Annotated in this window: 19 protein-coding genes; 11 read left to right on the forward strand and 8 right to left on the reverse strand. The window is 67.0% G+C overall.

Annotated elements, in window-relative coordinates; genetic code table 11:
• Nucleotides 1-10: 10 nt before the first annotated feature.
• The gene (locus V8201_RS01095) at nucleotides 11-493 is read right to left on the reverse strand and encodes a hypothetical protein (protein WP_271299523.1); all 483 of its coding nucleotides are present in this window, start codon (nucleotides 491-493) and stop codon (nucleotides 11-13) included.
• A gap of 96 nt (nucleotides 494-589) precedes the next feature.
• Between V8201_RS01095 and V8201_RS01100 the strand changes: the two genes are divergently transcribed.
• From V8201_RS01100 to V8201_RS01120, 5 genes are all read left to right on the forward strand, one after another.
• Nucleotides 590-1855: a multidrug effflux MFS transporter gene (locus tag V8201_RS01100; protein ID WP_271299522.1), complete on the forward strand. Its 1266-nt coding sequence runs from the start codon at nucleotides 590-592 to the stop codon at nucleotides 1853-1855.
• Nucleotides 1856-1930: 75 nt separating this feature from the next.
• Complete coding sequence (locus V8201_RS01105) at nucleotides 1931-2269, forward strand: hypothetical protein (RefSeq protein ID WP_037531970.1); 339 nt, start codon at nucleotides 1931-1933, stop codon at nucleotides 2267-2269.
• An 80-nt stretch (nucleotides 2270-2349) separates the two neighbouring features.
• The gene (locus V8201_RS01110; protein WP_336544268.1) at nucleotides 2350-2565 is read left to right on the forward strand and encodes a hypothetical protein; all 216 of its coding nucleotides are present in this window, start codon (nucleotides 2350-2352) and stop codon (nucleotides 2563-2565) included.
• Nucleotides 2566-2835: 270 nt separating this feature from the next.
• A complete protein-coding gene (locus V8201_RS01115) occupies nucleotides 2836-3489 on the forward strand; it encodes an outer membrane protein (RefSeq protein WP_037531974.1) in 654 nt (217 codons plus the stop codon).
• A 103-nt stretch (nucleotides 3490-3592) separates the two neighbouring features.
• Nucleotides 3593-3928: an HNH endonuclease family protein gene (locus V8201_RS01120; protein WP_037531976.1), complete on the forward strand. Its 336-nt coding sequence runs from the start codon at nucleotides 3593-3595 to the stop codon at nucleotides 3926-3928.
• Between the two features lie 269 nt (nucleotides 3929-4197).
• Here V8201_RS01120 and V8201_RS01125 read toward each other — a convergent pair whose 3' ends face one another.
• Nucleotides 4198-4392, reverse strand: coding sequence for a hypothetical protein (locus V8201_RS01125; protein ID WP_336544269.1), 195 nt, complete (start codon nucleotides 4390-4392; stop codon nucleotides 4198-4200).
• A 118-nt stretch (nucleotides 4393-4510) separates the two neighbouring features.
• Between V8201_RS01125 and V8201_RS01130 the strand changes: the two genes are divergently transcribed.
• The 3 genes from V8201_RS01130 (at nucleotide 4511) to V8201_RS01140 (ending at nucleotide 5531) form a co-directional block, all read left to right on the forward strand.
• Nucleotides 4511-4933 carry an ExbD/TolR family protein gene (locus V8201_RS01130; protein ID WP_037531978.1) on the forward strand — a complete coding sequence of 141 codons (423 nt, stop codon included), beginning with the start codon at nucleotides 4511-4513 and terminating at the stop codon, nucleotides 4931-4933.
• Between the two features lie 183 nt (nucleotides 4934-5116).
• Nucleotides 5117-5254, forward strand: coding sequence for a hypothetical protein (locus V8201_RS01135; protein ID WP_336544270.1), 138 nt, complete (start codon nucleotides 5117-5119; stop codon nucleotides 5252-5254).
• On the forward strand, nucleotides 5244-5531 hold the full coding sequence (locus tag V8201_RS01140) for a type II toxin-antitoxin system RelE/ParE family toxin (RefSeq protein ID WP_336544271.1): 288 nt from the start codon (nucleotides 5244-5246) through the stop codon (nucleotides 5529-5531). The genes V8201_RS01135 and V8201_RS01140 overlap by 11 nt, the downstream gene beginning before the upstream one ends.
• Nucleotides 5532-5594: 63 nt before the next feature.
• Here V8201_RS01140 and V8201_RS01145 read toward each other — a convergent pair whose 3' ends face one another.
• Together V8201_RS01145 and V8201_RS01150 are read right to left on the reverse strand one after the other, a co-directional pair.
• On the reverse strand, nucleotides 5595-6653 hold the full coding sequence (locus V8201_RS01145) for a ribonucleotide-diphosphate reductase subunit beta (protein ID WP_037531982.1): 1059 nt from the start codon (nucleotides 6651-6653) through the stop codon (nucleotides 5595-5597).
• Nucleotides 6654-6686: 33 nt separating this feature from the next.
• Complete coding sequence (locus V8201_RS01150) at nucleotides 6687-6884, reverse strand: hypothetical protein (RefSeq protein WP_037531984.1); 198 nt, start codon at nucleotides 6882-6884, stop codon at nucleotides 6687-6689.
• 86 nt (nucleotides 6885-6970) lie between these two features.
• On the opposite strand from V8201_RS01150, the gene V8201_RS01155 reads away from it, so the two are divergent.
• Nucleotides 6971-7222: a DUF2171 domain-containing protein gene (locus V8201_RS01155; RefSeq protein ID WP_037531986.1), complete on the forward strand. Its 252-nt coding sequence runs from the start codon at nucleotides 6971-6973 to the stop codon at nucleotides 7220-7222.
• 137 nt (nucleotides 7223-7359) lie between these two features.
• Here the strand turns inward: V8201_RS01155 and V8201_RS01160 are convergent, their stop codons facing one another.
• The 4 genes from V8201_RS01160 to V8201_RS01175 form a co-directional block, all read right to left on the reverse strand.
• On the reverse strand, nucleotides 7360-7731 hold the full coding sequence (locus V8201_RS01160; RefSeq protein WP_336544272.1) for an endonuclease domain-containing protein: 372 nt from the start codon (nucleotides 7729-7731) through the stop codon (nucleotides 7360-7362).
• A 208-nt stretch (nucleotides 7732-7939) separates the two neighbouring features.
• Nucleotides 7940-9880 carry a ribonucleoside-diphosphate reductase subunit alpha gene (locus tag V8201_RS01165; RefSeq protein WP_271299513.1) on the reverse strand — a complete coding sequence of 647 codons (1941 nt, stop codon included), beginning with the start codon at nucleotides 9878-9880 and terminating at the stop codon, nucleotides 7940-7942.
• Between the two features lie 415 nt (nucleotides 9881-10295).
• Nucleotides 10296-12923: an EAL domain-containing protein gene (locus V8201_RS01170; protein WP_336544273.1), complete on the reverse strand. Its 2628-nt coding sequence runs from the start codon at nucleotides 12921-12923 to the stop codon at nucleotides 10296-10298.
• 42 nt (nucleotides 12924-12965) lie between these two features.
• The gene (locus V8201_RS01175) at nucleotides 12966-13268 is read right to left on the reverse strand and encodes a winged helix-turn-helix transcriptional regulator (protein ID WP_336544274.1); all 303 of its coding nucleotides are present in this window, start codon (nucleotides 13266-13268) and stop codon (nucleotides 12966-12968) included.
• A gap of 183 nt (nucleotides 13269-13451) precedes the next feature.
• Between V8201_RS01175 and gstA the strand changes: the two genes are divergently transcribed.
• Entirely contained in the window at nucleotides 13452-14081 is a 630-nt protein-coding gene (gstA, locus tag V8201_RS01180) for a glutathione transferase GstA (protein WP_336544275.1), read from the forward strand.
• A gap of 169 nt (nucleotides 14082-14250) precedes the next feature.
• The gene (locus V8201_RS01185; protein ID WP_336544276.1) at nucleotides 14251-15771 is read left to right on the forward strand and encodes a fumarate hydratase; all 1521 of its coding nucleotides are present in this window, start codon (nucleotides 14251-14253) and stop codon (nucleotides 15769-15771) included.
• Nucleotides 15772-15810: the final 39 nt, after the last annotated feature.

Consider the following 15810-nt stretch of genomic DNA (forward strand, 5'->3'; position numbering starts at 1 on the left):
GCGCGGAGCCTTATCCGCCGACGGTGATCGTGCCCCTGGCGTTGCTGCCGTCACCGGCGAGGTCGAGGTGGAAGGGCTGCTTCTCTTCGGTGGTGCCGGTCAGGCCCTGGCCGTCCGGATGGACGGTGAAGCCCGCCTTGGCGAGCCGCTCGGTGAACCAGCCGCGCACCTGATCGGGGCTGGCAGGGCTGGTGAAGCGGACGCGCAGGCCGCCGTCGTCGTTCCTGCCGCCGGCGACGTCGACCGCGTCGATCGTCGAACCCGGATAGAGGTGGACGCCGTTGAGATCGAAATTGTCGGCCTTGAGTTGCACCTTGGGCAGCTTGAGCTGGCCCGAGAAGCCCGGCACCGCGATCTTGACCTGCCCGGTCGCGCCATCGACCGCGCCGAGCACATTGCCGCCATCGGCGTTGATCGTCACCGACGTGCCCGGACCGCGATCGCAGGCGGCGAGCGACAAGGCGGACAGGGCACAGAGCGACAGGCGGATCATGGCAACCTCGTGTATTGCGTCGGCAATACGCTAGGCCGGTAGGCGCATGCGATCAAGGGTTCCGGAGCCGATCGCTTCCCGGTAGGAGGGCGCCCCGTGACCCGCTCCTCGCACACTCCCGCGCCGGCGACCGCCGGTGCCCCCGCCGCGGCGGTGGAGCCCGCCGGCGCGCCGATCGGTTTCGCCGAATTCGTCGCGCTGGTCGCGGCGCTGATGTCGCTCGCCGCGCTCGGCATCGATTCGATGCTGCCCGCGCTGCCGGCGATCGGCGTCACGCTCGGCATCGGGACCGAGAACCAGCGCCAGTTCATCGTCACCGCCTTCGTCTTCGGTTTCGGCATCGCGCAGATCGCACATGGGCCGCTCGCCGACCGTTACGGGCGGCGGACGGTGCTGCTCGCCGCGATCGGCGGTTATGTCCTCGCCAATATCGCCTGCGCGATGGCGGCGAGCTTCCCGCTGCTGCTCGCCGCGCGCGTGTTCGGCGGCGCGATGGTCGCGGCGACGCGCGTCGCGACGGTGGCGATGGTGCGCGACTGCTATCACGGCCGGCCGATGGCGCGGGTGATGTCGATCGCGTTCATGGTGTTCATGATCGTTCCCGTGCTCGCCCCCGCCTTCGGCCAGACGGTGCTGCTGTTCGCCAATTGGCGCGGCATCTTCTGGACGGTGGCGGGGCTCAGCGCCCTGATCTGGACCTGGTTCTTCCTGCGCATGCCCGAGACGCTGCGGGTCGAGGCACAACTGCCGCTGTCGCTGGGCCGCGTCGCCGCGGGATGGCGGCAGACGCTCGGCGACCGGATGTCGCTCGGCTATGCGCTCGCCTCGACCGCGCTGCTCGGCGCGCTCTACGGCTATCTCAATTCCGTCCAGCAGATCATGTTCGACACCTTCCGGCAGCCGCGGCTGCTCGCGGTGATGTTCGCGGTGACGGCGACGCTGATGGCGGCGGCGAACCTGACCAACGCGCGGCTGGTGATGCGGCTCGGCACGCGGCTGATCAGCCACAGCGCGCTGGCGCTGCTGGTGGTGCTGAGCGCGATCCACCTCGCCCTCGCCGTGCTGGGCTATGAGACGCTGGTCGGCTTCGTCATCCTCCAGGCGCTGACGATGGGCTGTTTCGGCCTCGCCACCTCCAATTTCTCGTCGATGGCGATGGAGAATATGGGTGCGATCGCCGGCACCGCGTCCAGCGTGCAGGGCTTTGCCAGCATCACCCTCGGCGCGGTGATCGGCGTGGTGATCGGCCAGGCGTTCGACGGCACCACCGCGCCGCTCGCCGGGGGCTTCCTGATCTGCGGTCTCGTCTCGCTCGGCATCGTCGCGGCGACCGAGCGCGGGCGATTGTTCCGCCCCGTCTGATCCTTGCGTTCGGCGGTGTGGACGGAACCGGGCGCGCGCCCCGCCGTTCGCACCCGGTAACACGAGGAGGTTGTGATGGGCGGACATCAGGTCACGAGCCACGGGTCGGGCGACGACGGCTATGACGAGGAAGGCTATGACGAGAGCCAGCGCGCCGAGATCCTCGAGGCGACGCGCAACGGCCCCAGCGACGGGCTGGTGCTGACCGACCTCAACCCCGACATCGGCGACGACGACGAGGAAGAGGAATCGATCGACGAGCTCGACATGGATTCGCAGGAGGTCGGCGAGAGCGACCCGACTGTGACGATGGACGAGGCGGACATCGACGAGGATGACGCCCAGGACGATTTCGATAGCGATACGACGTCCGAGGACGTCAGCGACGCCGACGACGTCGCGCTGCGGCCCTGAGCCTGAGATGATCCACCCGGCCTTGCGCCGCCGCGGGTAGGCGGCGGTGCCGGGCCGGGCGGCAGACCATCGGACGAGTGATGCGTATCCTGCTCTTCCTTCCGGCGTGCGCGCTGCTCGCCGCCTGTTCGGACCGTGCCGCCCAGCGATCGACGCGTACGGTCGATGTCGCGGCCGCCGCCTCCCGCGGCCAGTCGGACATCGACAATTATGCCGCCGCGTCAGGCCATAGACCGCGCCTGCCCACCGCCGCCGGAGCGCCCTCCCAACCCGAGGTTCGTGCCGCGCAACGCTAGTGCAGCATCCTTGCCCTTTCCCCGGTGCGTCCCTGAGGCACGCTGCTGTGGCCGCTCGGCCGCAGTGTTTTGCCACGGTCGCGCCACGATTTGGGCGGATTTCGTTCATCGCTTGGCAAGGAAGTGTGATCGGAAAGCCACATCGCGGAACGTTCCCGGTAAAAGCGACTTCGCATTGCAACAAAGGTCCGAAAGCGCGGTTTGAACGGACCTGGGCTGATCGACGCTGCGGTGTCGTCGCCCGAGTTGAGGCAATAAAGGTAATCACATATGCGTAAGCTCGCCCTCGCGGCCGCCGTTGCGGCAGCGTCCTTCGCCGTCCCCGCCTTCGCGCAGGACATGTCGACCACCGGCACGACCGACACCACCGTCGCCACCGACGCGCAGGTCGACACCGCGCCCAAGGCTCCGGACGGCACGCGCGCCTTCGGCATCGAGCCGTATGTCGCCGTGATGGGCGGCTGGGAGCAGTTCGACCGCCAGACCGTCGCCGGCATCCCCGCGCAGCCCAAGGGCTATAACCTCGACGGCGCGCTGATCGAAGGCATCGTCGGCTTCAACGTGCCGCTCGGCCCGGTGTTCGTCGGCGCCGAAGGTGCGGTCGCCAAGGGCGTGTCGGGTGACATCGACTGGCAGTATGGCGCCTATGGCCGCGCGGGCTTCCGCGCCGGTGACAGCGGCCTGTTCTACGGCAAGGTCGGCTATCGCTGGAACAACTTCCACAATTTCGCGCCGGGCGTCGTCGGCGACCTGAACCGCGACTATCACGCGACCGTCTATGGCATCGGCGCCGAGGTCGGCCCGAAGGACATCGGTCTCGGTGGCCTGACCGGCAATTCGGGCCTGCGCCTGCGTATGGAGGTTTCGACCTTCGACGACGCGCACAGCTTCCGCCCGATGGCGGGTGTCGTCGCGCACTTCTAAGCGCAACGCACACGAGTGAGACGGGGGCGGGTCTGCTACGGCAGGCCCGCCCTTTTCGTATCCGCCGCCTCGTCGTCGACGGTTCGAACCCTATATCAAGGCCATGGTCGGACGGGTGAAGCGCAAGGCGGGGCTGGCGGAGGCCGCGGCACGCGCCGCGCGCGAGACGCCGCCGGCGCCGTGCCCGATCTGCGGCCGGCCGCTCGGGGCCAAGGTGGAATGGCACCATCTCGTCCCCAAGTCCGAAGGCGGCCGCGTCACCGCCGCGGTCCATCCGATCTGCCACCGCACCGTGCATGCGCTGATCCCCAATGCCGAGCTGGCGCGGACCTATGCCGATCCCGCCGCGCTCGCCGCGCATCCGGGGATCGCGCGCTTCGCCCGCTGGATCGCCGACAAGCCCGCCGACTTCCACGCCCCGACGCGGCGCGGGCGCTGAGCGGGCCGAAATAGGCCTGTCGTGGCATGTCAGGCGGTTGGACGCCGAACATGGACAAGATGGACACCTTAACGGAAACGATCACCTGCCATCGTTTCGAATCCTGACCGATTGAGAAAGAGCCGCCGCCGGCATGGGAGCCGGTGTGCGCAGGCTAGCGTAGGTTCGGGCGTGTAGGACAGAGGTTGTTGCTAGTGGTCGGAAGAGGGTGCCCGCTCCGTGACTTGGCGGCAGGGTCGGCGAGGCCGGCGCGACCGGGCGGGCGCGACTCACTCGCCGATCAGATTGGCGACCGCCTGGAGGTCGGCGGCATTGGCGGGATCGCCCGCCGCGTCGGTGACGGCGCTGTCGTTGCCCTGATGGTCCGGCGCCGAGCCGGCATAGTCAACCGCCGCCCAGACGATCCCGCCCGCCCAGAGCAGCGCTGCCCAGCGGCTGCGGAAGATGCGGGGGGAGGGGAGCATGAGCATCGCAATAGCGGCGCGGCCTTGCCGCCGGGTTGCGCAACAGGGTTAAGCGCGGCGGGCTTGACGACGCTCGGCAATCGTGATGACATGATGTCACATCACGAGGAGACCATCGATGCCACGCAAGCGTGCCTTTGCTCCCGCCGCACCGGCTTTCGACCAGCCGTTGTCCGACCTCAACATCACGCCGCTGATCGACGTCATGCTGGTGCTGCTGGTGATGATGATCCTGACGCTGCCCACCGTGCTCCACAAGGTGCCGATCGACCTGCCGCAGGGCTATGCGCCGCCGAGCGAGACGGTGACGCATCCGCTGGTGCTGGCGCGCGACGGTACGGTGACGCTGGACGGCGCCGCGCTGAGCGATGCCGCGATGCCCGCGCGGTTCAAGGCGCTCGACGCGGATCGGGCGGCGCTGCTGGTGATGAGGACCGATCCGGACGCGCGCTACGACCGCTTCGATCAGGTGCTGGCCGAGGTGAAGCGGGCGGGGATCACGCGGCTGGGGTTTGCGGGGAATGAGGCGCTGGTGGAGTAAGGCGCGGTCTGTCGCGTGCCCATTCTCTTGTCGTGGAGGATGGGTAGGCACGGCCGGTCGACATCCGCCGCTCGCCAGTACGGATTGCCGGTTTCCCTTTGCCGGAAGGGTGCTGCTCTTGCCTGATCGACGCGCCGGCGTATCTTCCCACCCATGGCGACTCACCCGAACCATGACGACGCCGTGAGCGAGACACCGGCCGAGCCGGGCTATGCGGCATGGAAGCGGGCGAAGATCGAACGCGGTCTCGCGCAGTCGCGTGACCGCGCGGCGATGATCCCGGTCGACCAGATATGGCGTGATCTGACGCTTGAACGTTAGGTTCACGCCGCAGGCGCGGGACGATCTGATCGCCATCCGCGACTGGATCAGCGAGCATAACGAGTCCGCGGCCGACCGCACGGTCAGCCGCGTTATCCAGACAGCGATGATGTTCGGGTCGTTTCCGTTGCTCGGGCGGGTCGGCCAAGTGGCCGGGACGCGGGAGTTCTCGGTCGTCGGATTGCCGTATCTGATCGTCTATGCGCTGGCATCTGAGAGCGAGGTCGACGTGCTGACGATCCTGCACACGTGGCGGCGCTATCCTTTGGCACCGTAGCACGGCCGCGCCGGCATGGTTGATGTGGTGGACCAGTGTCCGATCCACCACATCGTGACGGCCTTACTCCGCCGCGACGCCAGCCTGCGCGAACATATCGCCGCTTGCCTCTCCCGCATCCTCGTTCGCCGGGCGGCCGATCTTCGCCTTCTGGCGCTTGTCGAACGAATCCCAGACGTCGTTCCACTGGCCCTTGGTTGCGGCCTTGGAATATTCGGTCGCGCGCTGTTCGAAGAAATTGGCGTGCTCGACGCCGTTGAGCATCGGCGCGAGCCACGGCAGCGGGTGTTCGTCGATCATGTAGATCGGCTTGAGGCCCAATTGCCCCATCCGCCAGTCGGCGATGTAGCGGATGTACTTCTTGATCTCCTTGGGCGTCATGCCGTTGACCGGGCCCATTTCGAACGCGAGGTCGATGAAATTGTCCTCCAGCCGGATGGTCGTCTGGCAGACGTCGGCGATGTCGTCCTTCACCGCCTTGGTCAGGCACTGACGCTCGGCGCAGAAGGTGTGGAACATCTTGATGATGCCCTCGCAATGCAGCGATTCATCGCGGATCGACCAGGTGACGATCTGCCCCATGCCCTTCATCTTGTTGAAGCGCGGGAAGTTCATCAGCATCGCGAAGCTGGCGAACAGCTGCACGCCCTCGGTGAAGCCGCCGAACATGGCGAGCGTGCGGGCGATGTCCTCGTCGCTGTCGACGCCGAAGTTCTGCATGTAATCATGCTTTTCCTTCATCTCGGCATATTCGAGGAAGGCGCCATATTCGCTTTCGGGCATGCCGATCGTGTCGAGCAGATGGCTGTAGGCGGCGATATGCACCGTCTCCATGTTGCTGAACGCGGTCAGCATCATCTTGACCTCGGTCGGCTTGAACACGCGGCCGTATTTCTCGTGATAGCAATCCTGCACCTCGACGTCCGCCTGGGTGAAGAAGCGGAAGATCTGGGTGAGCAGGTTGCGCTCGTGATCGGTCAGCTTCTGCGCCCAGTCGCGGCAATCCTCGCCGAGCGGCACCTCTTCGGGCAGCCAGTGGAGCTGCTGCTGACGCTTCCAGAATTCGAACGCCCAGGGGTATTCGAACGGCTTGTACTGCTTGCGGGCTTCGAGAAGGGACATGGGGTTACTCCGGAAAATCGGGGAAAGGGGGGCTCATGGCGTGGCCCATTGCCACATCGCATGCGCCGAAAAGGCGAGGACGACGGCGAGGCTGACCGCCATGATCCCCGCCATCCGGTAGACATAGACCCGCGCCGGCCCCTGCGGGCGGCGCAGTTCGAACAGCATCCACGCGCCGGCAAGGCCGAACACCGCGGCGACCGCGAACATGATGAGGCTTTCGAGCGGCATCAGGGCAGGCTCCGGCCCGTGCGGTGCGATGCATCCAAATCGGCATCGGCTCGTTGGACCGCCGAACCCCTTGCAGGAGCAATGTCATGCACGATCACAGCAACATCAAGGAGCATATGACGGTCATCGGCGCCGACGGCGTCCATGTCGGCACCGTCGATCACGTCGAGGGCGAGCGGATCAAGCTCACCAAGAACGATTCGCCGAGCACCGAGGACGGGCAGGGCGGCAAGCACCACTACCTGCCGGCCGGCCTCGTCGCCGAGATCGAAGGCGATACGGTGCGCCTGTCGGCGACCGCCGCCAACGCCGTCGACATGTTCGAAGAGGCGGAGTGATCCGTCCGTCCCTCTCCCCTTGTGGGAGCATCGGGTAGACCGCGCGCCGCGCTGTCTAGGCCACGCTGGGAGCGTGGCCGACCCGATGCCGGAGGGACCCGCGGCCGCAGGCCGTGGGAGGGCGAGGGGGCCGTCCATTACGGGCGGCCCTTTTTCATGTCCGCGACGATCGCCGCGATCGTCTGCACGACGCCGTCGATGGCTTCCATCACATCGGCATTGGTGAAGCGGATCACGTGGTAGCCTTCGGGCTGGAGGAAGCGGGTACGGGCGGCGTCTTGCTTGATCTTGAGGGCGTGCTCGTCACCGTCGACTTCGATGATCAGGCGCGCGGCGTGGGTCGTGAAGTCGGCGTGATAGGGGCCGAAAGGGACTTGGCGGCGGAAGCGCAGGTTCGGGAAGGTTTCGCGCAGGGCCTGCCATAGCCGCAACTCCGGTTCGCCCATCTCCTTGCGGAGCTTGCGTGATCGGGTGACGGTGAGGGCAGGGAGTTGCTGGCGTTTGGTCAAGCCTTGTGCATTCCCCCTCACCCTTCCCACGGCCTGCGGCCGCGGGCCCCTTCCCTCTCCCACAAGGGGAGAGGGAGCTTGAGCCTTCGTTCCCTCTCCCCTTGTGGGAGAGGGAGGGAGCGCCGAAGGCGCGGAAGGGTGAGGGGGAAGCGTCATGCGATATACCCGCCTGTGGTCGCGCTAGTCGAAGAGCGCCAACCTCGTCACCTCACTGGCACGCCAGACATTCATCATAATCGGTCGTCTCGCCGATCTCGAAGGTCGGTGCGGCGATGGTATTGTCCGCCTCGACGCCGCCGCTGCCGGCGAAGCCGGCCCGCTGCACCGACTTGGAGCGCAGATAGTAGAGCGACTTGATGCCCAGCTCCCAGGCGCGGAAGTGGAGCATCAGCAGATCCCACTTCTCGACGTCCGCCGGGATGAACAGGTTGAGCGACTGCGCCTGGTCGATGTACGGCGTGCGATCGCCGGCAAGTTCGAGCAGCCAGCGCTGGTCGATCTCGAAGCTGGTCTTGTAACAGTCCTTCTCGTCCTGGCTGAGGAAGTCGAGGTGCTGGACCGAGCCGCCGTGTTCGAGGATCGAGTTCCACACCGCCTCGCTGTTCTTCGACTTCTCGATGAGCAGCTTTTCGAGATAGGGGTTCTTGACCGAGAAGCTGCCCGACAGCGTCTTGTGCGTGTAGATATTGGCGGGGATCGGCTCGATGCAGGCCGAGGTGCCGCCGCAGATGATGCTGATCGACGCGGTCGGCGCGATCGCCATCTTGCAGCTGAACCGCTCCATCACGCCGACGTCGGCGGCGTCGGGGCAGGGGCCGCGCTCGATCGCGAGCTGCATCGACGCTTCGTTCACCTGCGCGTTGATGTGCTTGAAGATGCGCAGGTTCCAGCTCTTCGCCATCGCCCCTTCGAACGGCAGGCCGCGCGCCTGGAGGAAGGAGTGGAAGCCCATCACGCCGAGCCCGACCGACCGTTCGCGGCCGGCCGAATAGGCGGCGCGCTCCATGCCCGGCTCGTGGCGGTCGATGTAATCCTGCAGCACGTTGTCGAGGAAGCGCATCACGTCCTCGATGAAGACCTTGTCGTCCTTCCACTGGTCCCACGTCTCGAGGTTGAGCGACGACAGGCAGCAGACCGCGGTCCGGTCGTTGCCGAGATGGTCCTTGCCGGTCGGCAGCGTGATCTCGGAGCAGAGGTTGGAGGTCGACACCTTGAGGCCGAGCTCGCGGTGATGCTTGGGCATCGTGCGGTTCACGTGATCGGCGAAGACGATGTACGGCTCGCCGGTCTGCAGGCGGGTCTCGACCAGCTTCTGGAACAGCGAGCGCGCGTCGACGGTGGCGCGGACGGTCTGGTCCTTGGGGCTGAGCAGGTTCCATTCGGCGCCGTCGCGCACCGCCTCCATGAAGGCATCGGTGAGCAGCACGCCGTGGTGGAGGTTGAGCGCCTTGCGGTTGAAGTCGCCGCTCGGCTTGCGGATCTCGAGGAACTCCTCGATCTCCGGGTGGCTGATGTCGAGATAGCAGGCGGCCGAGCCGCGGCGCAGCGAGCCCTGGCTGATCGCGAGGGTCAGCGAATCCATCACGCGGACGAAGGGGATGATGCCGCTGGTCTTGCCGTTGAGGCCGACCGGTTCGCCGATGCCGCGGACGTTGCCCCAATAGGTGCCGATGCCGCCGCCACGGCTGGCGAGCCAGACATTCTCGTTCCAGGTGTCGACGATGCCGTTGAGGCTGTCGGGCACCGAATTGAGATAGCAGCTGATCGGCAGGCCGCGCCCGGTGCCGCCGTTCGACAGCACCGGCGTCGCCGGCATGAACCACAGTTTCGAGATGTAGTCGTACAGCCGCTGCGCATGGCCGGCGTCGTCGGCATAGGCCGAGGCGACGCGGACGAACAGGTCCTGATAGCCCTCACCCGGCAGCAGATAGCGGTCGTTGAGCGTCTCCTTGCCGAAATCGGTCAGCAGCGCGTCGCGGCTATGGTCGACCTCGACCGGATAGGGGCGCGCGCGCACCGTCCGGCTGCCGGTGCCGGTCTCGGCCGCGGGGGCGGCGGTGGTGGTCGTGTCACTGGCGTCCGCATCGCGGACGGGCGCTTCGATCGTGTCGCTGGTCATGGCCTCACCCTGCGTATCCCTGAAATCCATCGCACCCGGTCCTTCGTTCTCTAAGTGTTCGAATCGGCGGCGCAATTGGATGCTACCACCAAGACGCCCCAAGAGGAGAACAAAAAGAGCACATCGCGCTGACGCGACCAGTCCCTTGGCGCTACCCGATATGGGTGTCGCCAGTGTTCTCTACCAGTAGTTGGGTCGTCCCCCGAACTTGACCGCTACACGTTGTGGCAAACCGCAACGGCAAGCAAGAGGGTAATGCGGTGGGAGGCCGGCGGTTCCGCCGCCGCGCCGGATCGCCCTAGCAGCGAACGCGCCGCGACGCGCGGACTTTTGCGGGTTACGGAAATCGCAAGGGAAAGATCGCCTCGTGAAAATTTTTAACCGGGCGAATCTGGTTGGAGTCATGTCGGTTTTGGCGGCGACGCGGCGCGCCGAGCCGCGGCGCTCACACCGCGCGGCGGTGGTGGCGGGGCGGGGTGGCTTGCAGGCGGTCGAGGTTGATCCCCTCGGCGAATTGCAGCCCGGCCTTGCCGTCCTGCGCCCAGGCGATGCGACCGGCGACGATCAGTTCCTCGGCGAGCTCGATCAGCACGTCGAGCCCGACCGCATTCTCCATCGCGACGCCGTCGATCATCGCGCCGCTCGCCGAGATGTTGCGGATCCGCACGTCGCCCTCGCGCCCGCCGAGCGCGAGCCGGGCCGAGCGCAGCATCTTGGTGCGCGGTGCGCGGCTGACCTTGTGGCCGACCGGCGCGGCCTGCGCGCTGCCGCCGAGCTGGACGACGACATCGGCATCGGCGATGCCGCGGCCGTAGACATAGCCCTGGATATGGCTGCAGCCGAGCGAGCGGATCAGCTCGATCTCGTCCTGGATCTCGACGCCTTCCGCGGTCGTCTCCATGCCGAGCGTGTCGGCGAGCGTGACGATCGCGCGGATGATCGCGGCATTGCGATTGCCGGGCTGCGCCGCGCCGCGGACGAAGCTCTGGTCGATCTTGATCTTGTCGAACGGCGCGGTGCGCAGATAGCCGAGGCTGGAATAGCCGGTGCCGAAATCGTCGAGCGCGAGGCGCACGCCGATGCCCTTGAGCGCCTTGAACATTGCATCGGTCGACCCCGATTCGTCGAGGAACACGCCTTCGGTAATCTCCAGCTCGAGCCGGTGCGCGGGCAGGCCGCTGCGCGCCAGCGCCGAGGTGACGATCACCGGGAAGGCGGGATTGGCGAACTGGATCGGCGAGACGTTGACCGCGACGCGCACGTCGCGCGGCCACTGCGCCGCCGCGTTGCAGGCGGTGCGCAACACCCATTCGCCGAGCGCCTCGATCAGCCCGCATTCCTCCGCCACCGGGATGAAATCGGCGGGCGAGATATTGCCGCGCACCGGATGCTGCCAGCGCAGCAGCGCCTCATATCCGGTGATCTGCTCGGCGGCGGTCGACACCACCGGCTGATAATGAAGTTGGAAGCCGCCGTCGGCGAGCGCGGCGCGCATATCGTCCTCGAGCGCCTTGCGGCTGCGCGCGCCCGACAGCATCTCTTCCGAATAGAAACGGTGGACGCCGCGCCCGTCCGCCTTGGCGGCATAGAGCGCGAGATCGGCGTTGCGGACGAGCGCCTCGGCATCGTCGCCATGCTGCGGCGCGATCGCGATGCCGATCGAACAGCCGATCGTCACCGTCGCGCCGGCGATGAAATAGGGCTGCGACAGCGAGGCGATCAGCTCCTTGGCGAGCGTCGCCAGCGCATCGCGGCGGTCGACGCCGGGCAGAATCACCTGGAATTCGTCGCCGCCCAATCGTCCGACCAGCCCGACCGCGCCGACGCCGCGTTGCAGCCGCTGCGCGACCTGCTTGAGCAGCGCGTCGCCCGCCTGATGGCCGAGCGTGTCGTTGACCGCCTTGAACCGGTCGAGGTCCATCAGGAACAGCGCGGCGGGGCGCAGCACGCCGCCCTGCGGTTGCAGCGTCTTGTCGAGGCTCTGGCGCATGCGCTGGCGGTTGGCGAGGCCGGTGAGGCCGTCGAACAGCGCGAGGCGCTGGATCTCCGCATCCGACTTGCGCTTCTCGGTCAGGTCGCTGCCCGAGCCGATGAAGCCCTGGAAGCGGCCGAGATCGTCGATCACCGGGCGGCCGGAGATCGACCACCAGCGGTCCGGCTCCTGCGCATCGTCGCCCGCGGCGCAGACGGTGTAATCAGCGAAGGAGGTGCGCGAGGAGAGATGGAAGGCGAGCGTGCGCTCGGTGCCCGGCGCGGCGCTGTCCATGCGGAAGACGTCGCTGAGCAGGCAGCCGACCGGATCGCGATAGCGCGGCGCGAGCAGTGCCGCGACCTTGGCGGACAGATAGGTGATGCGGCCCTGGCGATCGGCTTCCCAGAACCAGCCGGTGCCATGGCCCTCGAATTCGGCGATCATCTTGACCGCATGGCTGCCTTCGCGGGCGGCGGAGACATGGCGCTCGACCGCGGCGCCGTCGAGCCGGGCGAGACGCTGCGCCGCGACGAGCAGCGCGGCGAGCGCGGCGAGCGCGACCAGCGCCGGCAGTACCGTGGCGGTGGCGATCGGCAGCAGTGTGACCATGCCGGCGGCGAGGGCCGGCGCGGCGATGCGCACCGGATAGAGCGCGGTCACCGTCAGCCCGATCGCGCCGCTGATCGCGACCGCGCAGCCGATCGCGACGGCGCCCGCCGGCAGCTGCGCCGCGCCCCACAGCAGCCACAGCGATGCGCCGCCGACCGGCACCGCGGCGGCGACGATCGTGCCGGTGCGGACGTGCGGCGGCCAGCCCCGCGGCACCCGCGCGGCGAGCGTCGCCTGCACGACGCCGCCGGCGAGCAACAGCACCGCCGCCGCGACGATGATCCCGACCGGCGCCGCGCCGCCGCCGCTGCCGGCGAGCGTCGCGCCGACCAGCATCGCCGCGGCGACCGCCTGCGCGGCGAGCGCCAGCGGCCAGATCGCGCGGACATGGCCGAGATGCGCGGCATGCATCAGCGCCTCGTCATCGGACGGCATGCCGCCGAGCCCGAACAGGCGCAGCATCGGCACGGGAACGCTATCGGAAGGGTCCATGCCCGCGATGCTAGTGGCTGATGGTTGAGAAAGCTTTGCCTTCTAAGGGTCTTCGGGGTCTTGCCCGGCCTCGCGCTCCTTCAGCCAAAGGCCGAAAGCGCGCATCGCGTCCACTACGGGAACGAGGCGGTCGCCGTCCGCGGCGAGCGCATATTCGACTGTCGCGGGGACGGTGGGAAAGATCGTCCGCGTCACAAGCCCCGCCTCTTCCAGCGCTCGCAGGTCTAGCGTCAACATCCGCTGCGAGATCGCCGGTATGCAACGTCGCAGCGCGCTGAACCGCTTGGGTCCGTTGATCAGATAGGAGACGATCAGCAATCGCCATCGACCGCCGAGCAGCCGCATCGCCTCTTCTACCGAACATCCGGTTGCGCTGCGTTTCATTTGCGGCCGTCCCTGTTCCGGCGGACGGTATTAATTTTGTGACTTTCGCACACAATAGTGCCTTCTTCCCAAAGCTCGGCCGTGTCGGCACCCATGTCGCCTCGAAGGCCGGTCCGGCCTCTTCCGTTCGCAAGGGACTGTGTCGTGAAGCTCTATTATATGCCTGCCGCCTGTTCGCTCGCCCCGCATATCGTCTTGCGCGAGCTACGCATCGACGCCGTGCTGGTACGGGTGGACAATAAGACGCACAGAACCGAAGACGGGAGCGACTTTACCGTCTTCAATCCGTTCGGTTATGTGCCTTTGCTCGATCTCGGCGACGGGACTCTTCTCCGCGAAGGACCGGCAATCTTGCAATATCTAGCCGATCTTCGACCCGAGTCGGCGTTTGCTCCCGCCGCCGGCTCGATGGCGCGCTACCGATTGCAGGAGTGGCTGAACTTTCTCTCTTCAGAAATCCACAAGGGTTTCATCCCGTTGCTCTATGCGCAGCTGGCCGGGCGCTATGCCATTGATACTGCCAGGCCGAAACTGGAGGAGCGGCTCGCGTGGGTCGATGCAGAGCTGGCGGGGCGCGACTATCTCATGGGCACTTGCACGGTTGCCGACGCCTATCTCTACGCGCTGGTGCAATGGGGGCGAGCAGAGTGGCTGGTGCCGACGTATCGGGTAAATATAAATTACGACGGGCTGCACCACCTTAGGGATTGGTATTTAAAGATGAGGGCGAGGCCTGCCGTTCGAGAGGCGTTGAGCGCGGAAGGACTACGGTAGAAGCCATTTGGACGTGAACTTGCGGCGCACGGCCGTCACCTGACTTGAACCTCCCTCGCGGTCTCTTTACTGATGCGAAGGCGATGATCTATGATCGCGGCGGACCCACCACCCCGCGCTTGGCGCATCGGTCGCGCGGCTTTAAAGGCGGGCGCGAAGGAGCCCGCCCGTGACCACCATCATCCGCGCCACCGACCTGATCGACAGCGTCGCCGATGCGCTGCAATTCATCAGTTACTATCACCCGATGGATTACATCCGCGCGCTCGGCGAGGCCTATCAGGCGGAGCAGAGCCCGGCGGCGAAGGATGCGATCGCGCAGATCCTGACCAACAGCCGGATGTGCGCCGAGGGGCACCGCCCGATCTGCCAGGATACCGGCATCGTCACGGTGTTCGTCAAATGGGGGCAGGACTGCCGGCTCGACGGCGACCTCAGTCTGCAGGAGGTGGTCGATGAAGGGGTGCGGCGCGCCTATCTCCACCCCGAGAACAAGCTGCGGGCCTCGATCCTCGCCGATCCGGCATTCACCCGGCGCAACACGCGCGACAATACGCCGTCGGTGCTGCATGTCGAAATGGTGCCGGGGTCGAAAGTCTCGGTCGATGTCGCCGCCAAGGGCGGCGGGTCGGAGAACAAGTCCAAGTTCAAGATGATGAACCCGAGCGACAGTATCGTCGACTGGGTGCTGGAGATGATTCCGCAGATGGGCGCGGGCTGGTGCCCGCCGGGGATGCTCGGCATCGGCATCGGCGGCACCGCGGAAAAGGCGATGCTGCTCGCCAAACAGTCGCTGATGGGCGCGATCGACATGGGGCAGCTGCGCGCGCGCGGGCCCAAGAACGACATCGAGGCGCTGCGCATCGAGCTGATGGACAAGGTCAATGCGCTCGGCATCGGCGCGCAGGGGCTGGGCGGGCTGTCGACGATCCTCGACGTCAAGATCCTCGACTGGCCGACGCATGCCGCCTCCAAGCCGGTGGCGATGATCCCCAATTGCGCCGCGACGCGCCACGCGCATTTCACGCTCGACGGCAGCGGTCCGTCGTATCTCGAGGCGCCCAAGCTCAGCGACTGGCCGCAGGTCGACTGGCAGCCGGACAGCGCGGCGATCCGCGTCGACCTCGACACGCTGACGCCCGAGGTGGTGGCGCAGTGGAAGCATGGCGACCGGCTGCTGCTGAACGGCAAGATGCTGACCGGGCGCGACGCCGCACACAAGCGGATCGCCGACATGCTGGCGAAGGGCGAGCCGCTGCCGGTCGATTTCCGCGGGCGGGTGATCTATTACGTCGGGCCGGTCGATCCGGTCGGCGAGGAAGTGGTCGGGCCGGCGGGGCCGACGACGGCGACGCGGATGGACAAGTTCACGCGGATGATGCTCGACCAGGGGCTGCTGGCGATGGTCGGCAAGGCCGAGCGCGGGCCAGCGGCGACGCAGGCGATCGCCGACGCCCGGAGCGCCTATCTGATGGCGGTCGGCGGCGCGGCCTATCTGGTCGCGCGCGCGATCAAGGGATCGAAGGTGGTCGGCTTCGCGGACCTCGGCATGGAAGCGATCTACGAATTCGAGGTGCAGGATTTCCCGGTCACCGTCGCCGTCGACAGCGAGGGGCAGAACGTCCACCAGCTCGCGCCGCTCGTGTGGCGCGAGAAGATCGCGCGCGAGCGGTTGCTCTCGCCGGTGTGACGGACACGGGTGTTGCGATGATGGTACCGGGAGACCGAG

This window comes from Sphingomonas kyungheensis, assembly GCF_037120395.1.
Lineage (GTDB): Bacteria > Pseudomonadota > Alphaproteobacteria > Sphingomonadales > Sphingomonadaceae > Sphingomonas > Sphingomonas kyungheensis.

Coding starts and splice junctions, on each gene's coding strand:
- V8201_RS01095 (WP_271299523.1), bottom strand. CDS start 493: ATGATCCGCCTGTCGCTCTGTGCCCTGTCCGCCTTGTCGCTCGCCGCC.
- V8201_RS01105 (WP_037531970.1), top strand. CDS start 1,931: ATGGGCGGACATCAGGTCACGAGCCACGGGTCGGGCGACGACGGCTAT.
- V8201_RS01110 (WP_336544268.1), top strand. CDS start 2,350: ATGCGTATCCTGCTCTTCCTTCCGGCGTGCGCGCTGCTCGCCGCCTGT.
- V8201_RS01115 (WP_037531974.1), top strand. CDS start 2,836: ATGCGTAAGCTCGCCCTCGCGGCCGCCGTTGCGGCAGCGTCCTTCGCC.
- V8201_RS01120 (WP_037531976.1), top strand. CDS start 3,593: ATGGTCGGACGGGTGAAGCGCAAGGCGGGGCTGGCGGAGGCCGCGGCA.
- V8201_RS01125 (WP_336544269.1), bottom strand. CDS start 4,392: ATGCTCCCCTCCCCCCGCATCTTCCGCAGCCGCTGGGCAGCGCTGCTC.
- V8201_RS01130 (WP_037531978.1), top strand. CDS start 4,511: ATGCCACGCAAGCGTGCCTTTGCTCCCGCCGCACCGGCTTTCGACCAG.
- V8201_RS01145 (WP_037531982.1), bottom strand. CDS start 6,653: ATGTCCCTTCTCGAAGCCCGCAAGCAGTACAAGCCGTTCGAATACCCC.
- V8201_RS01150 (WP_037531984.1), bottom strand. CDS start 6,884: ATGCCGCTCGAAAGCCTCATCATGTTCGCGGTCGCCGCGGTGTTCGGC.
- V8201_RS01155 (WP_037531986.1), top strand. CDS start 6,971: ATGCACGATCACAGCAACATCAAGGAGCATATGACGGTCATCGGCGCC.
- V8201_RS01165 (WP_271299513.1), bottom strand. CDS start 9,880: ATGGATTTCAGGGATACGCAGGGTGAGGCCATGACCAGCGACACGATC.
- V8201_RS01170 (WP_336544273.1), bottom strand. CDS start 12,923: ATGGACCCTTCCGATAGCGTTCCCGTGCCGATGCTGCGCCTGTTCGGG.
- V8201_RS01175 (WP_336544274.1), bottom strand. CDS start 13,268: ATGCGGCTGCTCGGCGGTCGATGGCGATTGCTGATCGTCTCCTATCTG.